The following is a 16,477-nucleotide window of genomic DNA, read 5'->3' as shown; positions in this document are numbered from 1 at the left end:
CAAAGCGAAGCTATTCAATAGAACAAGTTTTTATTCGATTCAACAACTTGTTATTCAAGAGAACAAGTTGTTATGAGCTCACTCAGAATGTATAGAAAGACAAGGCAGCATCAATTCCAATTGATCAAATAAGAGGAGGACATTGGCGTGGCTATTCGCAGAGCGTTAATTAGCGTTTCCGACAAAACGGGCATTGTAGAGTTTTCCAGAGAACTTGCGAACCAAGGCGTACAAATTATTTCGACAGGGGGCACGTTCAACCTGTTGCAAAAGGAAGGCGTACCGGTCATCGGCATATCCGACGTGACGGGCTTCCCGGAAATTCTCGACGGACGCGTCAAGACGCTTCACCCGGCTGTCCACAGCGGTCTGCTGGCTGTTCGTGATGATGAAGAGCATCAGAAGGCGATGAAGGAGCTTGGTCTGGATTACATCGACCTTGTTATCGTTAATCTGTATCCGTTCAAAGAAACCATCGCCAAGCCGGATGTTACCTATGAGGATGCCATCGAGAACATCGATATCGGCGGTCCGACAATGCTCCGTTCCGCTGCGAAAAACCACGCTTTCGTAACCGTGGTCGTAGACGCTTCCGATTATGCTTCCGTTCTGGAAGAAGTGAAGGCGCAGGGCGACACGACGCTTGAGACGCGCAAGCGCCTCGCGGCGAAAGTATTCCGTCATACGGCATCTTACGATGCGCTTATCTCCGACTACCTGTCGAAGCAGACGGGCGAGCCGCTGCCTGAATCGTATACGGTAACCTACGAGAAGGTGCAGGAGCTTCGTTATGGAGAGAACCCGCATCAGAAGGCTGCTTTCTACCGCAAGCCGCTTGCCGCTTCCGGCAATGTGACGACAGCGGAGCAGCTTCACGGCAAAGAATTGTCCTACAACAATATCAATGATGCGAACGCAGCGCTTGCGATTCTGAAGGAATTCGACGAGCCGGCTGTTGTAGCGGTTAAGCATATGAATCCTTGCGGTGTGGGCATCGGAGCAACGATCCATGAAGCCTACCAAAAAGCGTATGAAGCAGACCCGACGTCCATCTTCGGCGGCATCGTAGCGGCGAACCGCACAATTGGCGCAGATACGGCTGAGCTGCTGGGCAGCATCTTCCTGGAGATCATTATCGCGCCGGACTTCACGCCGGAAGCGCTGGAGATTTTGACGAAGAAAAAGAACATCCGCCTGATGAAGCTGGGTGAGCTGAAGGCAGCTGCTGAGCGCAAGCCGGAATGGCTCGTAACCTCGGTGGACGGCGGCATGCTCGTACAGGAGAGCGACGTTCACAGCCTGGCAGAAGCGGATCTGAAGGTGGTCACGAACCGCAAGCCGACGGAAGAAGAGATGAAGCAGCTGCTATTCGGCTGGAAAGTCGTTAAGCATGTGAAGTCCAATGCGATCCTGCTGGCGAAGGACGATATGACGGTAGGCGTAGGCGCAGGCCAAATGAACCGTGTAGGCGCAGCTCGCATTGCGATCGAGCAAGCTGGCGAGAAAGCTGCGGGTTCCGCACTGGCATCCGACGCGTTCTTCCCGATGGGAGACACGGTAGAGCTGGCGGCCAAAGCGGGCATCACAGCGATCATTCAGCCAGGCGGCTCCATTAAGGACGAGGAATCCATCGCAGCGGCTAACGCCAACAATATTGCCATGGTGTTCACAAGCGTAAGACACTTCAAGCACTAAGATGCGGGTATCAGCATCAATTTAGCAAGCTAAGGGACGATGGATAAGGTAGAACTGGATGAGCGCTGTAGGTCCCTGAGCAGCGCTCGATCCTTTTTCTCCGAAAGAAAAGTTCCGTTTAAACTTTTTGGGAGGTTTGCGAAAATGCGTATTTTGGTTATTGGCGGCGGCGGACGCGAGCATGCGATCTGTTGGGCACTGAAGAAAAGCGAAAAGGTGAAGGAGCTGTACTGCGCGCCGGGCAATGCCGGTATCGCGCAAATTGCGGAATGCGTGCCGTTGGCGGTATCTCAATTCGACGAACTGACCCAATTTGCAAAGGATGCGGCCATTAATCTCGTATTCGTAGGTCCGGATGATCCGCTGGCAGACGGCATCGTAGACGCTTTCGAAGCGGCTGGCATTCCGGCCTTTGGTCCGAACAAGGCGGCAGCTGAGATTGAGGGCAGCAAAATCTTTATGAAAAACCTGCTCAAAAAATATGATATCCCAACGGCCAAATACGAGACGTTCACGGATTATGAGTCGGCACTGGCTTATTTGAAGGAGCAATCGACACCGATTGTAATCAAAGCGGACGGACTTGCGGCAGGCAAAGGGGTAACAGTCGCAGCGACACTGGAGGAAGCTGAGCAGGCTCTGCGCGAAGCGATGGTGGACAAGGTGTTCGGCGACGCGGGCAACCAGATCGTCATCGAGGAATTCCTGGAGGGACAGGAGATGTCCATCTTGGCGTTCGTGGACGGCGAGACGGTGAAGCCGATGGTACCGGCGCAAGACCATAAGCCGATCTTCGACGGCGACAAAGGTCCGAACACAGGCGGCATGGGTACATATACGCCGCTGCCGCATATTGAGCAAAGCATTATCGACGAAGCAATCGTCAACATCATTAATCCGACGGCGAAAGCAATGGTGAGCGAGGGACGTCCGTTCCGCGGCGTATTGTTCGCAGGTCTGATGATTACGAAGGACGGTCCGAAGACGATTGAGTTCAATGCGCGCATGGGCGATCCGGAGACTCAGGTTGTATTGCCAAGGCTGAAGACCGATCTCGTTGACATTGTGCTTGCAGCGATGAATGGCCGCTTGGCTGATTTGGACATTCAGTGGAGCGACGAGGCGGCAGTGTGCGTAGTGGCTGCATCTGAAGGGTACCCGGCTTCTTATCCGAAGGGCCGCGTGATTACAGGCATCGCGGAAGCGGAAGCGCAGGGAGCGCTCGTATTCCATGCCGGTACGGCAATGAAGGATGGAGAGCTGGTCACAAGCGGCGGACGCGTGCTTGGCATCGTCGGACGCGGCCGCGATATCGCAGAGGCGCGCGCAAGAGCATACGAGGCAGCGAGTGTTATCCAGTTCGAAGGCAAGCAGAACCGCACGGATATTGCGGCGAAGGCGCTTGTATAGTTTCTTTTATATGCAACATAGTTGAGGCTGCATGGATAGCCATGACTACGAGACGCCCTGAGTTCGACAGAACCTGGGCGTCTTTTTGTTGGGAACCGATTCCTTTTTTGTCTACTCGACTCGAATGGTGTTACTAATTTGTAACTCTCTCATTCTTCTAATCTACTATCATAGAGATATCAGCGGAATAGAAGGTGAATAAGATGAAAACAAGAAAAAAACAACAGCGCAGACTGGCAGCTTTCATCATTTTGGTCGCAATTGTCGCATGGGTAGGAGGATGTACGGCTGGTAGCTCATTCGGCTTATCGGCTATCATTCCGTCGAAGGAAAATGGTTCGCAAATCATCGGAGAGCATGCTTCGGGAGGGGGGAATAACGTTGACAAAGGAGGCACAACCACCGGTTATGTGCCTGGAGACAGCGAGGAAAGTGGAAACGGCAGCAATGGACAGTCAGGTGGGCAGGAAGGCAATAACGTAAAACCTGGAAATGGCGGCAGTAATGGTCATACAGGAGAGCAAGGCAACGGAAGCAAGGATGGGCAAGGTAACACTAACCATGAAAATACGAACCCGGATGATAAGGGCGGAACGACCGGCTCTGAATCGAAGGGAAATGAACATAACGGCAATACCGCTGGCAATGAAGCCGGGAAGGGCCAAGAGGGCGGCAAGGATGTCGAGAAGCCGGCCGTCACACCGCCTGGAAAGGATGAGAAACGCGTCGCGCTTACGTTCGACGACGGGCCGGACTTGAAGTACACAACGGCCATACTGGATACATTGAAGGAGAAGGGTGTCAAGGCGACATTCTTCGTTGTAGGCACACAAGTGGAGAAATATCCGGAAATTATGAAACGCATTGAAGAGGAAGGCCATGCGATCGGCAATCATACCCAATCTCATAAGGATCTAAGCAAGCTGGACAAATCGGGTATCCTGTCTCAAATCAATGACGCTGACAAAGCGCTTAACGATGCTTTGGGCTGGACGCCGACCCTATTCCGTGCGCCGTACGGCGCTCTATCGGATACGCTGAAAAAAGTGATGAAGGAGCAAAATCGCCGCATGGTCGGCTGGACGGTGGACACCCGGGACTGGGCTGGAACGTCGGTCGCCGACATGAGAGACATGATTCGAAAAGAAACGAAGCCTAATGGTATAATATTGATGCATTCATTCGGCGGGAAACATATACGCAATACGGTAAACATGCTTCCGTACGTGATCGACGATCTTCGGAAGATGGGCTACACGATGGTCACCGTCGACGAGATACCTGAATAACCGCAAACCGAAAAGGAGACCCCATGGAGAAGCGCTTCCGGGTTCAAAACACATATTCACTTATCAGGAGCGGGAGCCGTGCATCCCTGCTCCTCTTCTCGTTGCTGGCGCTTGCGGTTGTCGCCGCTGGCTGCAGATATACGGCAGCCCCGGCTGACCTGCTGCAGAAGCCGGCTATCGCCAAGGACAAGGAGGAGCTGTCCGCTGCGATCGAGAAGGCGCTGCCCCGGTTCAGCATGCTGATGATTCCTCATCGCGATGATTACAGGGAAGCAATCCGGCTCCTCGATCTGAACGGCGACGGCGTCGAAGAAGCGGTCGTCACCTACTACAATGAATACAGCACGCCGGAGATTGTCGTACTTCGCCAGACCGAATACGGCTGGCGCCAGTCCGTTCTTGTGGAGCAGCCGCTGGCCAGGGATATCGCCTGGCTCAAGCTGGTGGATATGGACGGCGACGGAGAGTACGAGCTGCTCGTAGGCTGGATCGGCGCATTCGACAGTCCGAATGTGCTGGAGCTGTATTCCTTCAATTCCAAGGCTGTGCGCAACGATAAGGGCAGGCTGACGCTGAAGCCGCTTCAATCGCTGCCGTACAGCCAGGCGGAGGTCGGCGACTTAATGGGCAACGGCAGGCAGGAGCTAGTCGTTATCGATTCGCTGGGGACAAGCGGCGAGCTGGAGATGCCGTCACATTACCTCAGTATCTATTCGTGGCAAAAAAACGCGTTGAACCGCGTGCTGAACATGTCGCTGCCGCAAGGCACGAACGCATTTGAGCGGCTGCTTGTCGGCAAAGTATCGAAGAATCATAACGGCCTCTTGCTGGAAGGGGGCACAGGCGCCCACAGTATGTTGACTTATATGTATGCCTGGGAGAATCAGGAGCTGAAGCTGGTATACCCGAGTGAAAGGCTTGGCCTCGAAGGCTTTAGCGGAAGGCCCACCGTCAGCGGGGACATCAACGGTGATTCCATCATTGAGCTGCAATGGTCGAAGGAGTCGCCCGGCTATGAGGGCGTTCCTTATGCAGAGAGCATCTGGATGAACGAGTGGATGCAGTGGGACGGGAAGGATGAATTTCATGTCATTGCGGAACAATTTCTTGATTATACGTACGGCGTGAAGCTGGATATCCCGGAGGAGTGGACGGGCTCGTATACAATGGGGAGGCCCCCAGCCGCTTCCTATGGCATCGTAACCTTCGACTACTGGAACGAAGCCAAGGAGCTGAAGGCGGAGCTGGCGACGCTGTATGTCGTTCCCATTAAGCAATGGGGCAATGTTGAAGCGGCCTGGAAGGAAGAGCATCGTCCTTACCGGCAGCTCGCCCAGGACAGCGGCAATGTGTATCTGGTGTCCTTCGTAGCCGATGTGCCGGATACGCTTCCGGAGGAAGACAAAGAGATTTTTACGAATATGAAAAAGGCGGAGGCGCAGTTCGCTTCCTATTTGAAGATAGTACACGATGACAGAGATGAGTGGCGGTGAATCGATGCGTATCTTGTTATTGGAGGACGAAGAGTCCATACGCGGATTTGTTCGAATCAACTTGAAAAGAAACGAGATGGAAGTAACAGAGGCTGAGAACGGGGAGGATGCGCTTGCGCTTGCCGACTCGGAAGGGCCATTCGATATCGCGCTGCTGGATGTCATGCTTCCGACGATTGACGGCTTCGAGGTATGCGAGCGGCTGCGGGCGAAGTATCCCCGCATCGGGATCATTATGCTGACGGCCAAGTCGCAGGAGGAGGACAAGATTCGCGGACTGGAGCTTGGCGCTGACGATTATGTGCAGAAGCCGTTCAGTCCGGGAGAGCTGATCGCCAGAATCAAGTCGCTCCATCGTCGTATGCTGCCTTCATCCTCCCTTGAAGGCGATGAGCATGGCAGCGAGGAAGATGAGAGGGGCAACGGATTATCCGAACAGCAAGGCGGCGGTACCGGCGAGCCTGCGGGGCATACCGACGCTATCAAGAAGCTATATGTGGAGCGGGAGCTTGTCAGCGGGCGCTTCCGGCTGTCGGTATCAGAGAGAAGATTATGGAAGAACGACGAAGAGATTATTTTGACGCCTACGGAATGGACGCTCGTGCGGCTGCTCATGGAGCGGGAAGGGGAGAGCGTCAGCCGCGATCACATTCTGACTGAAGTCTGGGGCAGATATTATGTGGGCGATCTTAAGGTTGTAGACGTCAACATACGCCGAATCCGACAAAAAATTGAATCCAATCCTTCTGAGCCATCCGTCATCGAGACGGTATGGGGCTATGGCTACCGGTGGAAACGGAGCGTGCCGGAATGAGAAGCGTTCAGACCCGGATGGTATGGAGCTATCTGCTGCTTATTGTGCTCGTCGTCAGCGTGCTTGGCGCGGCCTTCACCGCGTTGATGTGGAATTACTATTACGGCAGCGCACAGAGCTCCGTTAAGCAGCGGGTGGAGTCTGCGATGGCGCTTCACAGCCGATCGCTGTCTTCGCTGACCTTGCAGGATCAGGCGGATTATTTGCTCCAGTACATGTCAGAGGGAGGGCCGACCCGCATTCAACTGCTGAACAGCGCAGGCGAACTGCGCATTGATTCGGACGGCTTCTCGCCGAATATCCGGTATGCGACAGGCGATGTGAAGACGGCGTCTACCGGCGAGACGGGGAGTTGGACCGGCGTTGATCCCTACTTCGGCGAACGTGTCATATCGGTGACGGCGCCACTCTGGAACGAAGCGAGAGTGGTATCAATGATCCGCTATACGTCTTCGCTACAGCAAGTGGATGATATGGTCGCCCAGTTGATCCGAATGACGTTCATTGTGGGCGTTGCGGTCGTTCTGTTGTTCCTTGGCCTTAGTCTATTCCTTGCTCAGCGGATCGTTATGCCGATTCGAGAGCTGACCAGAGCTGCCCGGTATATGGCGGAGGGGGATTGGTCGAAGCGTGCCTCTAAGCGAAGCCATGACGAAATCGGCCAGCTTGCGGAGACGTTCAATACGATGGTGAGCGAGCTCAACAAGAGGGAGAAGCTCAAAAACGACTTTATCTCCTCCATCTCCCATGAGCTCCGTACGCCTTTGACCTCCATAAAGGGCTGGAGCGAGACGTTGAAGGAGAGTGAGCCGAAGGAGGATGACGAGGAGGTCAAGATGGGTCTCTCGATCATTAGCAAGGAGACAGAGCGGCTTGCGGGACTGGTGGAGGACTTGCTGGACTTCTCGAAGCTGTCTGCAAGTACGATGGAGCTGCATACGGAGACACTGGATTTGAACAGTCCGGTGAAGGAGACGGTACGCCAGCTCGCGGTTCGCGAGGAAGGGACGAAGGTGAAGCTGATTGCTACCTATGCGGGCAGTCCTCTAGTGGTGAATGGGGATGCGAACCGGCTCAAGCAGGTTATTATTAATCTGATCGACAATGCGTTCAAGTTCACGCCGGCAGAGGGGACGATTCGCGTATCGACTACCGTCGAAGAGACGTTGGCCGTCGTGACGGTCAGCGATACGGGGAGCGGGATTGCCCGGGAAGACCTCCCGCATGTCATGGAGAAGTTCTATAAGGCGAGCAACAGCCATGGCGGCTCCGGTCTGGGGCTTGCCATCTCGAAGGAGATCGTCGAGCTCCACGGCGGCAGGATGGCCATCGACAGTGAGCGTGGAGCCGGAACGATTGTGACGATTCATCTGCCACTCCTTCAGAAAGCTGACGGTTAAGGGTGAATTATTCTTTGTAGAACAGCAGCTTGCGGTTCGCAATGACGTAGATCACGGCAAGCAAGGCTCCCGCGCCTAACATGATAGACAGCCAATTTTCTTTGAGCCAAGCAATCCAGGCAGGCATATGGCACCTCCATATACAAGATGGGACCTCCAGTCGGAGGTCTTGTTTATTTGTTACCACAATAGAATTGATAAGATTTCCGCGGGTGTATCGGACCTATAAATTCGATTTGGCGATAAGACCCAGCTTATGCTTTCGAGGCGGGTTTGCTATGCAAACCTGTAGGTGGCTCATCTTTGTAAGGCCTCGATAGAAGCTTTCTCATAAGCCGGAGAAATCTTCTCTAGGTTGCCCCTTAGTGCCAGCGTGATATGCAGATACGAATCTTGGCGTTGACAGCCGAAGGGATCGGTGCTAGTATAGATTTAATTAATTCATAGTATACGGGTAGGAATTATTGTATATAAAAGCGGAGGTACGGACATGGAGAAGCAGTTGATATTACGACATGAGGGATTGGAGCTTACGGCAACGCTTCACTATCCGACTGAGATTGAGCCTAATAACGCAGGCAAGGATTCGGGCAAACGGCAAGCGATCATCATCTGCCACGGTTTCATCGGGAGCCGTGTTGGCGTAGATCGTCTATTCGTGAAGACCGCCAGAGCGCTGGCTGCGCAAGGCTCGTTCGTGCTTCGATTTGATTACGGCGGCTGCGGCGAGAGCAATGGCGATTATGGATCGCTGGGCTTCGACTCTATGGTGGATCAGACGCGAACAGCTATTGATTATATTGCCGGGATGGATTGCGTAGATCCCCGCCGCATCGTATTGCTTGGCCACAGTCTGGGCGGGGCGATATCCATTATGACCGCCGTGAAGGACAAACGGGTCAAACGGCTTGTGTTATGGTCTCCTGTCGCGTATCCGTTCAATGATATCGTGCGCATCGTAGGCCGCGACAGCTATGATGATGCGATCCAATCGGGAAGCACCGATCATGCGGGCTATACGCTGCAGCCGGTGTTCTTCGACTCCCTCATGCAGCATCAGCCATTTCAGTCTGCGACGCGCTTCGGCGGCGAGGTCCTGCTGGTGCATGGCACCAGCGATGACCTGATTCCGGTCGATTACAGCTTCCTGTATCAGAAGGTGTTCTGGACCCGCAGCGAGGGGCTGTGCGACAAGGAAATTATATTTCAAGCCAATCATACGTACTCCAGCCGCCCGCATCAGGAGGAAGCGATTCGCGTAACCTCAGAGTGGCTGGAGCGGCTTGACCGCCAGCAGCAAGAATGGCATCACTGGTCCATCTAGCTGCCGATTAATCAGTGCTGTCCCCTGACGCGTTCTCCTTCTGGAGAGCGCGTTCTTCTTTGGGCAGAGGCGTGGAGATTCGTTTGTATTTCCCGTTGTAGGGAATCTCGATGTCCACATTCAAGTGTCGTATGGAGTTATCCTTCACTACGATTTTGTTCCCGTTTTGCGAGATGCGCTTCCACTCCTTCACATCCTCATGCCACAGGCTCTTCCCCAGACTAAAGATGTCAACGCCATTCTTTACGCCCTCCAGCAAGACATCCCGAATCTGTCTCGATACCTTCTGCTCCGCCAGCTCTACCATCTCATTGTAGTTAAGCGGTTCATTGTATTCGTACATGGCTCCAAGCAGCTTGAGATTAATATCGAAGTAAACCTCGTCACCCTCGACGATGGGCTTGATCTTGATTTTCGGCCTGCCGATGCTCAGGTTCGCATATTCGATGCCATCCTTCTCGACAGTTAACGGCGCACGGTTCGTTCCCTTCTGCATCCATTGATAGCCACTCAGCTTGGTATGGCTGAAGAAGGACATATCTCCGTTGGTGGCGATAAAATAAATGCCGGCCATGGTCAGCATCTCTAAGGGCTTGCCGGTATCCTTCCACATGACGCGATTGATTCCGATAATCGGGAGACTTGCCGTCATAGCAGGTTCATTATAATCCGCGATGTACCGGAACATCTCAATCGGCGGGATAACGGAGTGCTGGTTGTAATTAGGCAGAGGGTTATGAAGGATCGTATACAGCGAAGACATATTGAACAGAGAAAAGGCTGCGAGCAGCTCCTCCATGGGGTCTTTGGTTGCATAAATCCACAAATTATAACGAACCTCAGGATAGCGGTTCAGCATATCAATCATCTTGATGCCTTTCGTCTTCAACGCTCGCTCGGATAAAATGATGGCGGATATATGTCCCCAGGTAATCGGAATTTGCGCAGAGCGGTACAGGTCGTTGACCGCATTGTTGAGTGTTGAGCCTTTGCCGCGACCGATGTAGGTAGTGGGTGTCGAGCTGTTCTTGCCGCCGGTCTCGCTTTTGGCAATATTGGAGAAATCGAGCATCTGGGCGTAGACGATAAACTGATGGTCATGATAATCAATGCCCAGCGCCTTTACGTACGACTTGCTCTCTACATCAGAAGCGCTCCAGCAGCCGCATAGCGATGTGGAGCAGAAGATCAGCAGAATCGCAATGGCTATCGGTCTTCTCAAGGCTTGTTCCCTCTCTTGTCAGGTTGTGAGGTGTTCAGATATTCCGGTCTTTTCTTTCTCCATTGGTAGGGCAGCCTGAATAATGCGGCCATCATCTCCCTCAGCTTCAGCGGTGCGGCTGGGGCCAGGTAAGGGACGCCAAAGGAGTACACATTGGACAAGTAGAGGACGAAGGCGATGACGGACAGAATGAACCCGTACATGCCCAGCGTCGCACCCATGAGAAAAGAGAAAAATCGGAGCAGAATCGTCGTGCTGGTCAGCGATTGATTGACAAGGGTTGACCCCGAGACGACCGTAATGGCGGTAATGACGATCATCATGGGGGAGACCAGCCCCGCCCGAATGGCTGCATCGCCGATAATAAGGCCGCCTACAACGGTCAAGGTCTGGCCGATCGAGCTTGGCAGCCTGACCCCGGCTTCGCGGAACAGCTCCATCAGGACCATGATAAAGAACATCTCCAGCGCGGATTCCATCGGCAATCCATGCCTGCCCATCGCAATAGTGGCCAGCAGCGGGAAAGGCACTTGATCGGAATGAAATGTCGTCAGCGCGATGTAGAAGCCGGGCAGAAAAATGGTCGTGAGCAGCCCGAAGAAACGAAGCATGCGGCCGATATTGGCGGACATGAACGGAAAGTAGGAATCCTCCGGCGATTTCATCAGCAGGAACAAATTGATCGGAGCGATGATGGCGGTCGGATTGCCGTCCACGATAATGATGAATCGCCCATTCAGCAAGCATTCCACAGCGAAGTCCGGCCTCCCTGTATAATGCGTCGGCGGAAACAGCGTAATCGGGCTTGATGCCAATAGCTCTTCCAGGTTGCCAGTGGAGATAATCTGCTCCACATCGATCTTGCTGAGCTTGCGGCGGATGTTGTCAATCGTCTCGATATTGGCGATATCGCTAATGTAGAGCAAGGCTGTTTTGGTCAGCGTTCGCGTACCCAGCACATAGTACTCACACGCCAGCGTATTCGTACGCAGCCGCTTGCGAATAAGCGCGACATTGGCGGACAGCTGCTCCGTAAAGCCGTCCTTCGGTCCGCGAATAGACACCTCGGTCGAGGACTCCTCCGGGGGACGGGAAGGAACGTTCGCGATATCGATCGTCCACATCGCTTGAAGGCTGGGCAGACAGAACACCAGATGGCCCTCGAAGACGTACGAAGCCAGCTTGAGCCGGTTCAGGCGGTCGCGGACGTAATCAAGCGAATTCCACTGAAGATCCGCCGCCATGTTAATCGCTTCACTGCGTATGAACTCGGTCTTGGCATAAACCCGTCTAAGCTCAGGCAAGACGATATCGTTAATCAAGTTCGTCTCGATCATGCCGCTGCAATAGATGAACAGGCCTGTTACCGTAGCAGGAGGAGTGCCGAACGAATGGTTGAAGATGATGACATCATTGCTAAGCTGGAACCAGCTGCGCAGCATGTGCTCGTCGAACGGTTTCGGAATATCTTCTCCATCATGATTGTGATCGGTCGAGATCATGGCGTCTGCTCTCCTTCCATCTGCTAATGAGGGAAGCGATCCCCAGCAATAACGTAATGCCAACGACATAGATCAGCAGCGCTGGAAAATGAATGTACTGCAAGTAAGCCAGCGTCTCATCATCCCGCCATGGGAGCATGGACAGCACGATCATAGCAAGCGTGACTATAGAGAGAACGACAAGGCGTTTCCTTGGCCTGCGCACATCCAGCATGTCGACGATCAAATAAAGGGTAATGGACACTCTGGCGAATGCGCCGCACAGCCATTGGTAGATGGACATAAAGTCGACATGCTGGAATAACGTGCCGAGAGTAAGCAGCTTCCATTGCTCGAAGGCCGTATGCCTCTGCTTGGCTGCCTCCGCCGGACCGAACTCGGCAATCGCGCCAATCGTAGGTCCCAGCGTCATGCTGACGAGAAACAAACCAAGCAGGAGGACATGCCACCATCGGAGCTTCGACTTCAGCTCATGCTGATACAGCAGCAAGATCCACGCTTCCAATAGCGCGGCAAGAACATAGATCAGACCGCTGCCGACCGGCTGCCATCCGTTCTCGAAGGCAGGCAAGAGCCTGCTGTAATCCTTGAACTTCATATTCGAGCTCATGACGAAATAGCCTAGCAGCAGAACGAGCGGCAGCAGGATGCTTGCCGTCATCGCAATCGACTTGATGCCGCCATAAGCGGCCATCATCGAGATAAGGGCTGCCGCAACGATAATGACAGGAAGCGGTGTCTGCTGCATATAGGTCGTAACCGTCCACATCGAGGTGTCATGAAGGGTGTAAGACCCCGATATAAAGAGGACCACAACGGCGGATAACCGGAACATCCATGCCGGTACAATGCCGAATTGTCTATCGATCCAGTCGGGGAGGCGTTGTCCCTTGAGGGCTCTCACAATACCGAAGATGAGAAATATCCATATCAGGAATATGGGCGCAGCGACCAGTACGGCCACCCAGGAGTCCCGCCCGGACACGCCAAGAATGACGGGTATCGCCATCACATGAGAGACGAGGCCGGCGCTTAAGATGAGAATGGAGAATGAAAGCCAGGTCGAGATTTGACCTCTTCCGCTGCTCATGTACGTACCTCGTTTCGATGGGAGATGGAGATAATTTGCTCAATTAATGGGATTTTAATCAATTAATCCGTAATTTTGTCGAGACAAGCCGGATCATCTGTGATTAAATAAAAATGAGGTGTAAGCGGATTCCAACAGGTATACGGATGATCTCCTATTAATCTAGTAAAGGCGGGTTTTAGAATGAAATTCGGATTGCGAACTTCGACGGCTGCCCTTCTGGCCAGTCTATTCCTACTCTTGGCGGCATGCGGCGGGGATAAAGCCGCTATTACCGATCCGACCGAATCGCCTGCCCCTATCGTGACAGATACGCCGACCCCTGATCCAACGCCGAAGCCGTTCTCGGCTCCGCTAACCGGTGTCGAACGGGATGATGAAGCCAAGGATCGCCCCATTGCGGTGTTGATTAACAACTTCTCGGCAGCCCGTCCGCAGTCTGGCTTGACGAATGCGGATGTCGTGTGGGAAGTGCTGGCGGAGGGCGGGATAACGAGACTTGTTGCGGTCTACCAGAGTACCGATGCGATGGAGGATACGATTGGTCCGATCCGAAGCAATCGGGCGTACCTGATCGATATTGCGGATACTTACGGGGCGATTATGGTTCATGCAGGCGGCAGCCCGGAAGCCTATGGCATTCTGCAAAAGCAAGGCAAGCCGTACCTGGACGAGATTACGAATGCAGGTCCTTATTATTGGAGAAGCAAGGAACGCAAGGCTCCGCATAATCTGTACTCGAATTTGGAGAAGATGCACCAGGGTGCAGAGAAGAAAGGCTACAAGAACGACTTGCCGGTAGCCACTTACCCCTTCACAGCAGAGGGCACCATTACAGGGAGTGTAGAAGCAGGCGCTGAATCCGCGACAAAAATCGACATCACGTTCTTAATGCAAAGCTATAAGGTCGGATACATATATGATGAAGCAAGCGGCTTGTACAAAAGAAGCATTAACGACGAGCCGCATATTGATTTGAATAACAATGAACAGCTCAGCGCGACCAATCTGGTTGTGTTCGAGACGGGACACAAAACGCTGGATAATGTCGGCAGGCTGTCGGTCGATCTGCAATCGGGCGGAGCGGGTTATCTGTTCCAGAAGGGCAAGCGGATCGATATCGAGTGGGTTCGCAGTCCGGACGGCATGATCCGGTTCAGCCAGGATGGCAGCGAGGTGTCGTTCCTGCCTGGCAAGACGTACATTCACATCGTTCCGAACAAGCCGGCACTGGCCGACCATGTGGTTCTAAATCAGCAATAAAAAGGTTGCAATGGGCAATACTAAGAACGTAGCGAGCCTGCCTCGCCAGCGTTCTGAAGATCGGCGAGAAGATGCGATCCCGGACGGGTTCGCATCTTTTTTCGTCATTTTTGGACAAAACTATATATTTTTATTGTTAAGGTTCAAGAAATATGATTAAATTTTTCATGAATGTTTACACTCCGTTAACAATTCGGTAGTAAACTGATTCAGGTATGTGTCACAGACAGCTTAACATTCTAAGTCGATAAGGGGATTGACATGTTCAAGAAGAAGGATATTTTCTTTAAAACGCTCGAGGAAATGGCAGACACAATCGTTGAGGCGACGGAATACTTTGCGAAAGGTGTATCCGATTTATCTGACGTAACGGCCTTCGCCAAAAGAATGAAGGAATTCGAGAGCCAATGCGACCAGTACACGCATACGATACTGAAGGAATTGAACAAAACGTTCATTACGCCAATCGAACGTGAGGACATTATGGCACTCACGACTTCCCTTGACGACGTGCTGGATGGCATCGAGGCTTGCGCCTCCCGTTTCGAAATGTACCATATTCGCGAGAAAGACGAGTACATTACGCTGTTCGCAGACGTTCTCGTACGTTCTACGCATCAGATCAAGAGCGCAATCTACCTGTTGACACAGAAAAAACTACTCGCGATCCGCGAGCATTGCATCGCTATCAATGAGCTCGAGAATCAAGGCGATGACGTGCTTCGTGTATCGATTACAACTTTGTTCGCTAACGTGAAGGACCCAATTGAGCTGATCAAGCGCAAGGAAATCTACGAAAGACTTGAGCAGACGACCGACTACTGCGAGGATGTAGCCAATACGCTGGAATCGATCATCATGCGCAATAGCTAACTTTAGGGAGTAGGGGTCGTCATTATGGAATTGTATGTGTTATGGATCGTTGTTTTTTTGGCGCTTTCTTTTGATTTTATTAACGGTTTTCACGACACGGCCAACGCGATTGCGACATCCGTATCTACTCGTGCGCTGAAGCCTAGAGTTGCGGTATTGATGGCCGCTGTTATGAACTTCCTCGGCGCGCTCACCTTTACAGGAGTAGCCAAGACGATCGGGGGCGGCGTCGCCAATCCCGCTGACTTGGAGTTCGGGGTCGAAATTGTCATTGCCGCGCTTCTTGCCGCAATAGCCTGGAATTTAATCACCTGGTGGTTTGGCATTCCTTCGTCCTCTTCCCATGCGCTGATCGGCTCCCTTGCCGGAGCGGTTATTGCGGGTGCAGGGATGGGCTCGATTAATGCATCGGGTTTTACCGATATCTTGAAAGCTCTGCTGATTTCACCGCTGATTGCTTTTACAGCTGGCTTTATTCTGATGTGGCTGCTTAAGAAGATATTTGCGAATGCAAGTCCACATAGCGTGAACAAAGGCTTCCGCTCCGGGCAGGTCATTACGGCCATGTTCCAATCCTTCTCGCATGGTACGAACGATGCGCAGAAAGCGATGGGAATTATCGTATTTGCCCTTGTCGCAGCCGGCATCCAGACGGATATGGACGTTCCGCTATGGGTTAAGATCTCCGCAGCGACAGCGATGGCGCTCGGAACCTCTGTAGGCGGATGGAAAATCATCAAGACGATGGGAACGAAAATATTCAAGATCGAACCGATCAACGGCTTTGCTGCTGATATGGGCTCTGCAGCGGTTATTCTGACTGCAACAATGCTTCACTTGCCTGTAAGTACAACGCATGTCATTACCTCGTCGATTCTAGGTGTGGGCAGCGCTAAGCGCTTCTCCGCTGTACGCTGGGGTGTTGCGGGCAGAATTCTGATCGCATGGGTCATTACGATCCCGATTACTGTTTTCCTTGCTATGATTTTCTTCTGGATCATTAAAGCGTTATTCCTGTAGTATCGGACTTCGTACGAAGACGAAGGACAGCTGGCGCCCGGTTAAGGGCGATAGCTGTCCTTCTTGCTTGCTCTAGATGGGA

At 52.8% G+C, this 16,477-nt stretch carries 13 protein-coding genes; 10 read left to right on the top strand and 3 right to left on the bottom strand.

Annotated elements, in window-relative coordinates; genetic code table 11:
* The first annotated feature begins 147 nt into the window (after nt 1-147).
* The 7 genes from purH to ACFVSO_RS01960 all read left to right on the top strand — a co-directional run bounded on the left by purH (nt 148) and on the right by ACFVSO_RS01960 (nt 9,425).
* A complete protein-coding gene (gene purH, locus ACFVSO_RS01990; protein WP_387469541.1) occupies nt 148-1,695 on the top strand; it encodes a bifunctional phosphoribosylaminoimidazolecarboxamide formyltransferase/IMP cyclohydrolase in 1,548 nt (515 codons plus the stop codon).
* A gap of 144 nt (nt 1,696-1,839) precedes the next feature.
* Nucleotides 1,840-3,105 (top strand): phosphoribosylamine--glycine ligase, encoded by a 1,266-nt coding sequence (gene purD, locus ACFVSO_RS01985; protein ID WP_387469539.1) that lies wholly within the window; start codon nt 1,840-1,842, stop codon nt 3,103-3,105.
* Nucleotides 3,106-3,308: 203 nt separating this feature from the next.
* Nucleotides 3,309-4,394: a polysaccharide deacetylase family protein gene (locus ACFVSO_RS01980; protein WP_387469537.1), complete on the top strand. Its 1,086-nt coding sequence runs from the start codon at nt 3,309-3,311 to the stop codon at nt 4,392-4,394.
* A 23-nt stretch (nt 4,395-4,417) separates the two neighbouring features.
* A complete protein-coding gene (locus ACFVSO_RS01975; RefSeq protein ID WP_387469535.1) occupies nt 4,418-5,887 on the top strand; it encodes a hypothetical protein in 1,470 nt (489 codons plus the stop codon).
* A gap of 4 nt (nt 5,888-5,891) precedes the next feature.
* Complete coding sequence (locus ACFVSO_RS01970) at nt 5,892-6,701, top strand: response regulator transcription factor (RefSeq protein ID WP_387470530.1); 810 nt, start codon at nt 5,892-5,894, stop codon at nt 6,699-6,701.
* Nucleotides 6,698-8,101, top strand: a complete 1,404-nt coding sequence (locus ACFVSO_RS01965; RefSeq protein WP_387469532.1) for a sensor histidine kinase — start codon at nt 6,698-6,700, stop codon at nt 8,099-8,101. The genes ACFVSO_RS01970 and ACFVSO_RS01965 overlap by 4 nt, the downstream gene beginning before the upstream one ends.
* Nucleotides 8,102-8,591: 490 nt before the next feature.
* A complete protein-coding gene (locus tag ACFVSO_RS01960) occupies nt 8,592-9,425 on the top strand; it encodes an alpha/beta hydrolase (protein ID WP_387469530.1) in 834 nt (277 codons plus the stop codon).
* A 7-nt stretch (nt 9,426-9,432) separates the two neighbouring features.
* Here ACFVSO_RS01960 and ACFVSO_RS01955 read toward each other — a convergent pair whose 3' ends face one another.
* From ACFVSO_RS01955 to ACFVSO_RS01945, 3 genes are read right to left on the bottom strand one after another with little or no spacing between them, the layout of a single operon-like run.
* Nucleotides 9,433-10,647 carry a Ger(x)C family spore germination protein gene (locus tag ACFVSO_RS01955; protein ID WP_387469528.1) on the bottom strand — a complete coding sequence of 405 codons (1,215 nt, stop codon included), beginning with the start codon at nt 10,645-10,647 and terminating at the stop codon, nt 9,433-9,435.
* Entirely contained in the window at nt 10,644-12,149 is a 1,506-nt protein-coding gene (locus tag ACFVSO_RS01950; RefSeq protein WP_387469526.1) for a spore germination protein, read from the bottom strand. The genes ACFVSO_RS01955 and ACFVSO_RS01950 overlap by 4 nt, the downstream gene beginning before the upstream one ends.
* Nucleotides 12,124-13,239, bottom strand: a complete 1,116-nt coding sequence (locus ACFVSO_RS01945; RefSeq protein ID WP_387469523.1) for a GerAB/ArcD/ProY family transporter — start codon at nt 13,237-13,239, stop codon at nt 12,124-12,126. Before ACFVSO_RS01945 ends, ACFVSO_RS01950 begins: the two co-directional genes overlap by 26 nt.
* A gap of 183 nt (nt 13,240-13,422) precedes the next feature.
* Between ACFVSO_RS01945 and ACFVSO_RS01940 the strand changes: the two genes are divergently transcribed.
* The 3 genes from ACFVSO_RS01940 to ACFVSO_RS01930 all read left to right on the top strand — a co-directional run bounded on the left by ACFVSO_RS01940 (nt 13,423) and on the right by ACFVSO_RS01930 (nt 16,395).
* A complete protein-coding gene (locus ACFVSO_RS01940) occupies nt 13,423-14,502 on the top strand; it encodes a DUF3048 domain-containing protein (protein ID WP_387469521.1) in 1,080 nt (359 codons plus the stop codon).
* A gap of 261 nt (nt 14,503-14,763) precedes the next feature.
* The gene (locus ACFVSO_RS01935; RefSeq protein WP_387469519.1) at nt 14,764-15,375 is read left to right on the top strand and encodes a DUF47 domain-containing protein; all 612 of its coding nucleotides are present in this window, start codon (nt 14,764-14,766) and stop codon (nt 15,373-15,375) included.
* A gap of 24 nt (nt 15,376-15,399) precedes the next feature.
* Nucleotides 15,400-16,395 carry an inorganic phosphate transporter gene (locus tag ACFVSO_RS01930; RefSeq protein ID WP_387469517.1) on the top strand — a complete coding sequence of 332 codons (996 nt, stop codon included), beginning with the start codon at nt 15,400-15,402 and terminating at the stop codon, nt 16,393-16,395.
* The last annotated feature ends 82 nt before the right edge of the window (nt 16,396-16,477 follow it).

Source organism: Paenibacillus sp. NPDC057967 (assembly GCF_042887015.1).
Classification (GTDB): Bacteria; Bacillota; Bacilli; order Paenibacillales; family Paenibacillaceae; genus Pristimantibacillus.
This window is presented reverse-complemented; position numbering and strand designations above follow the sequence as displayed.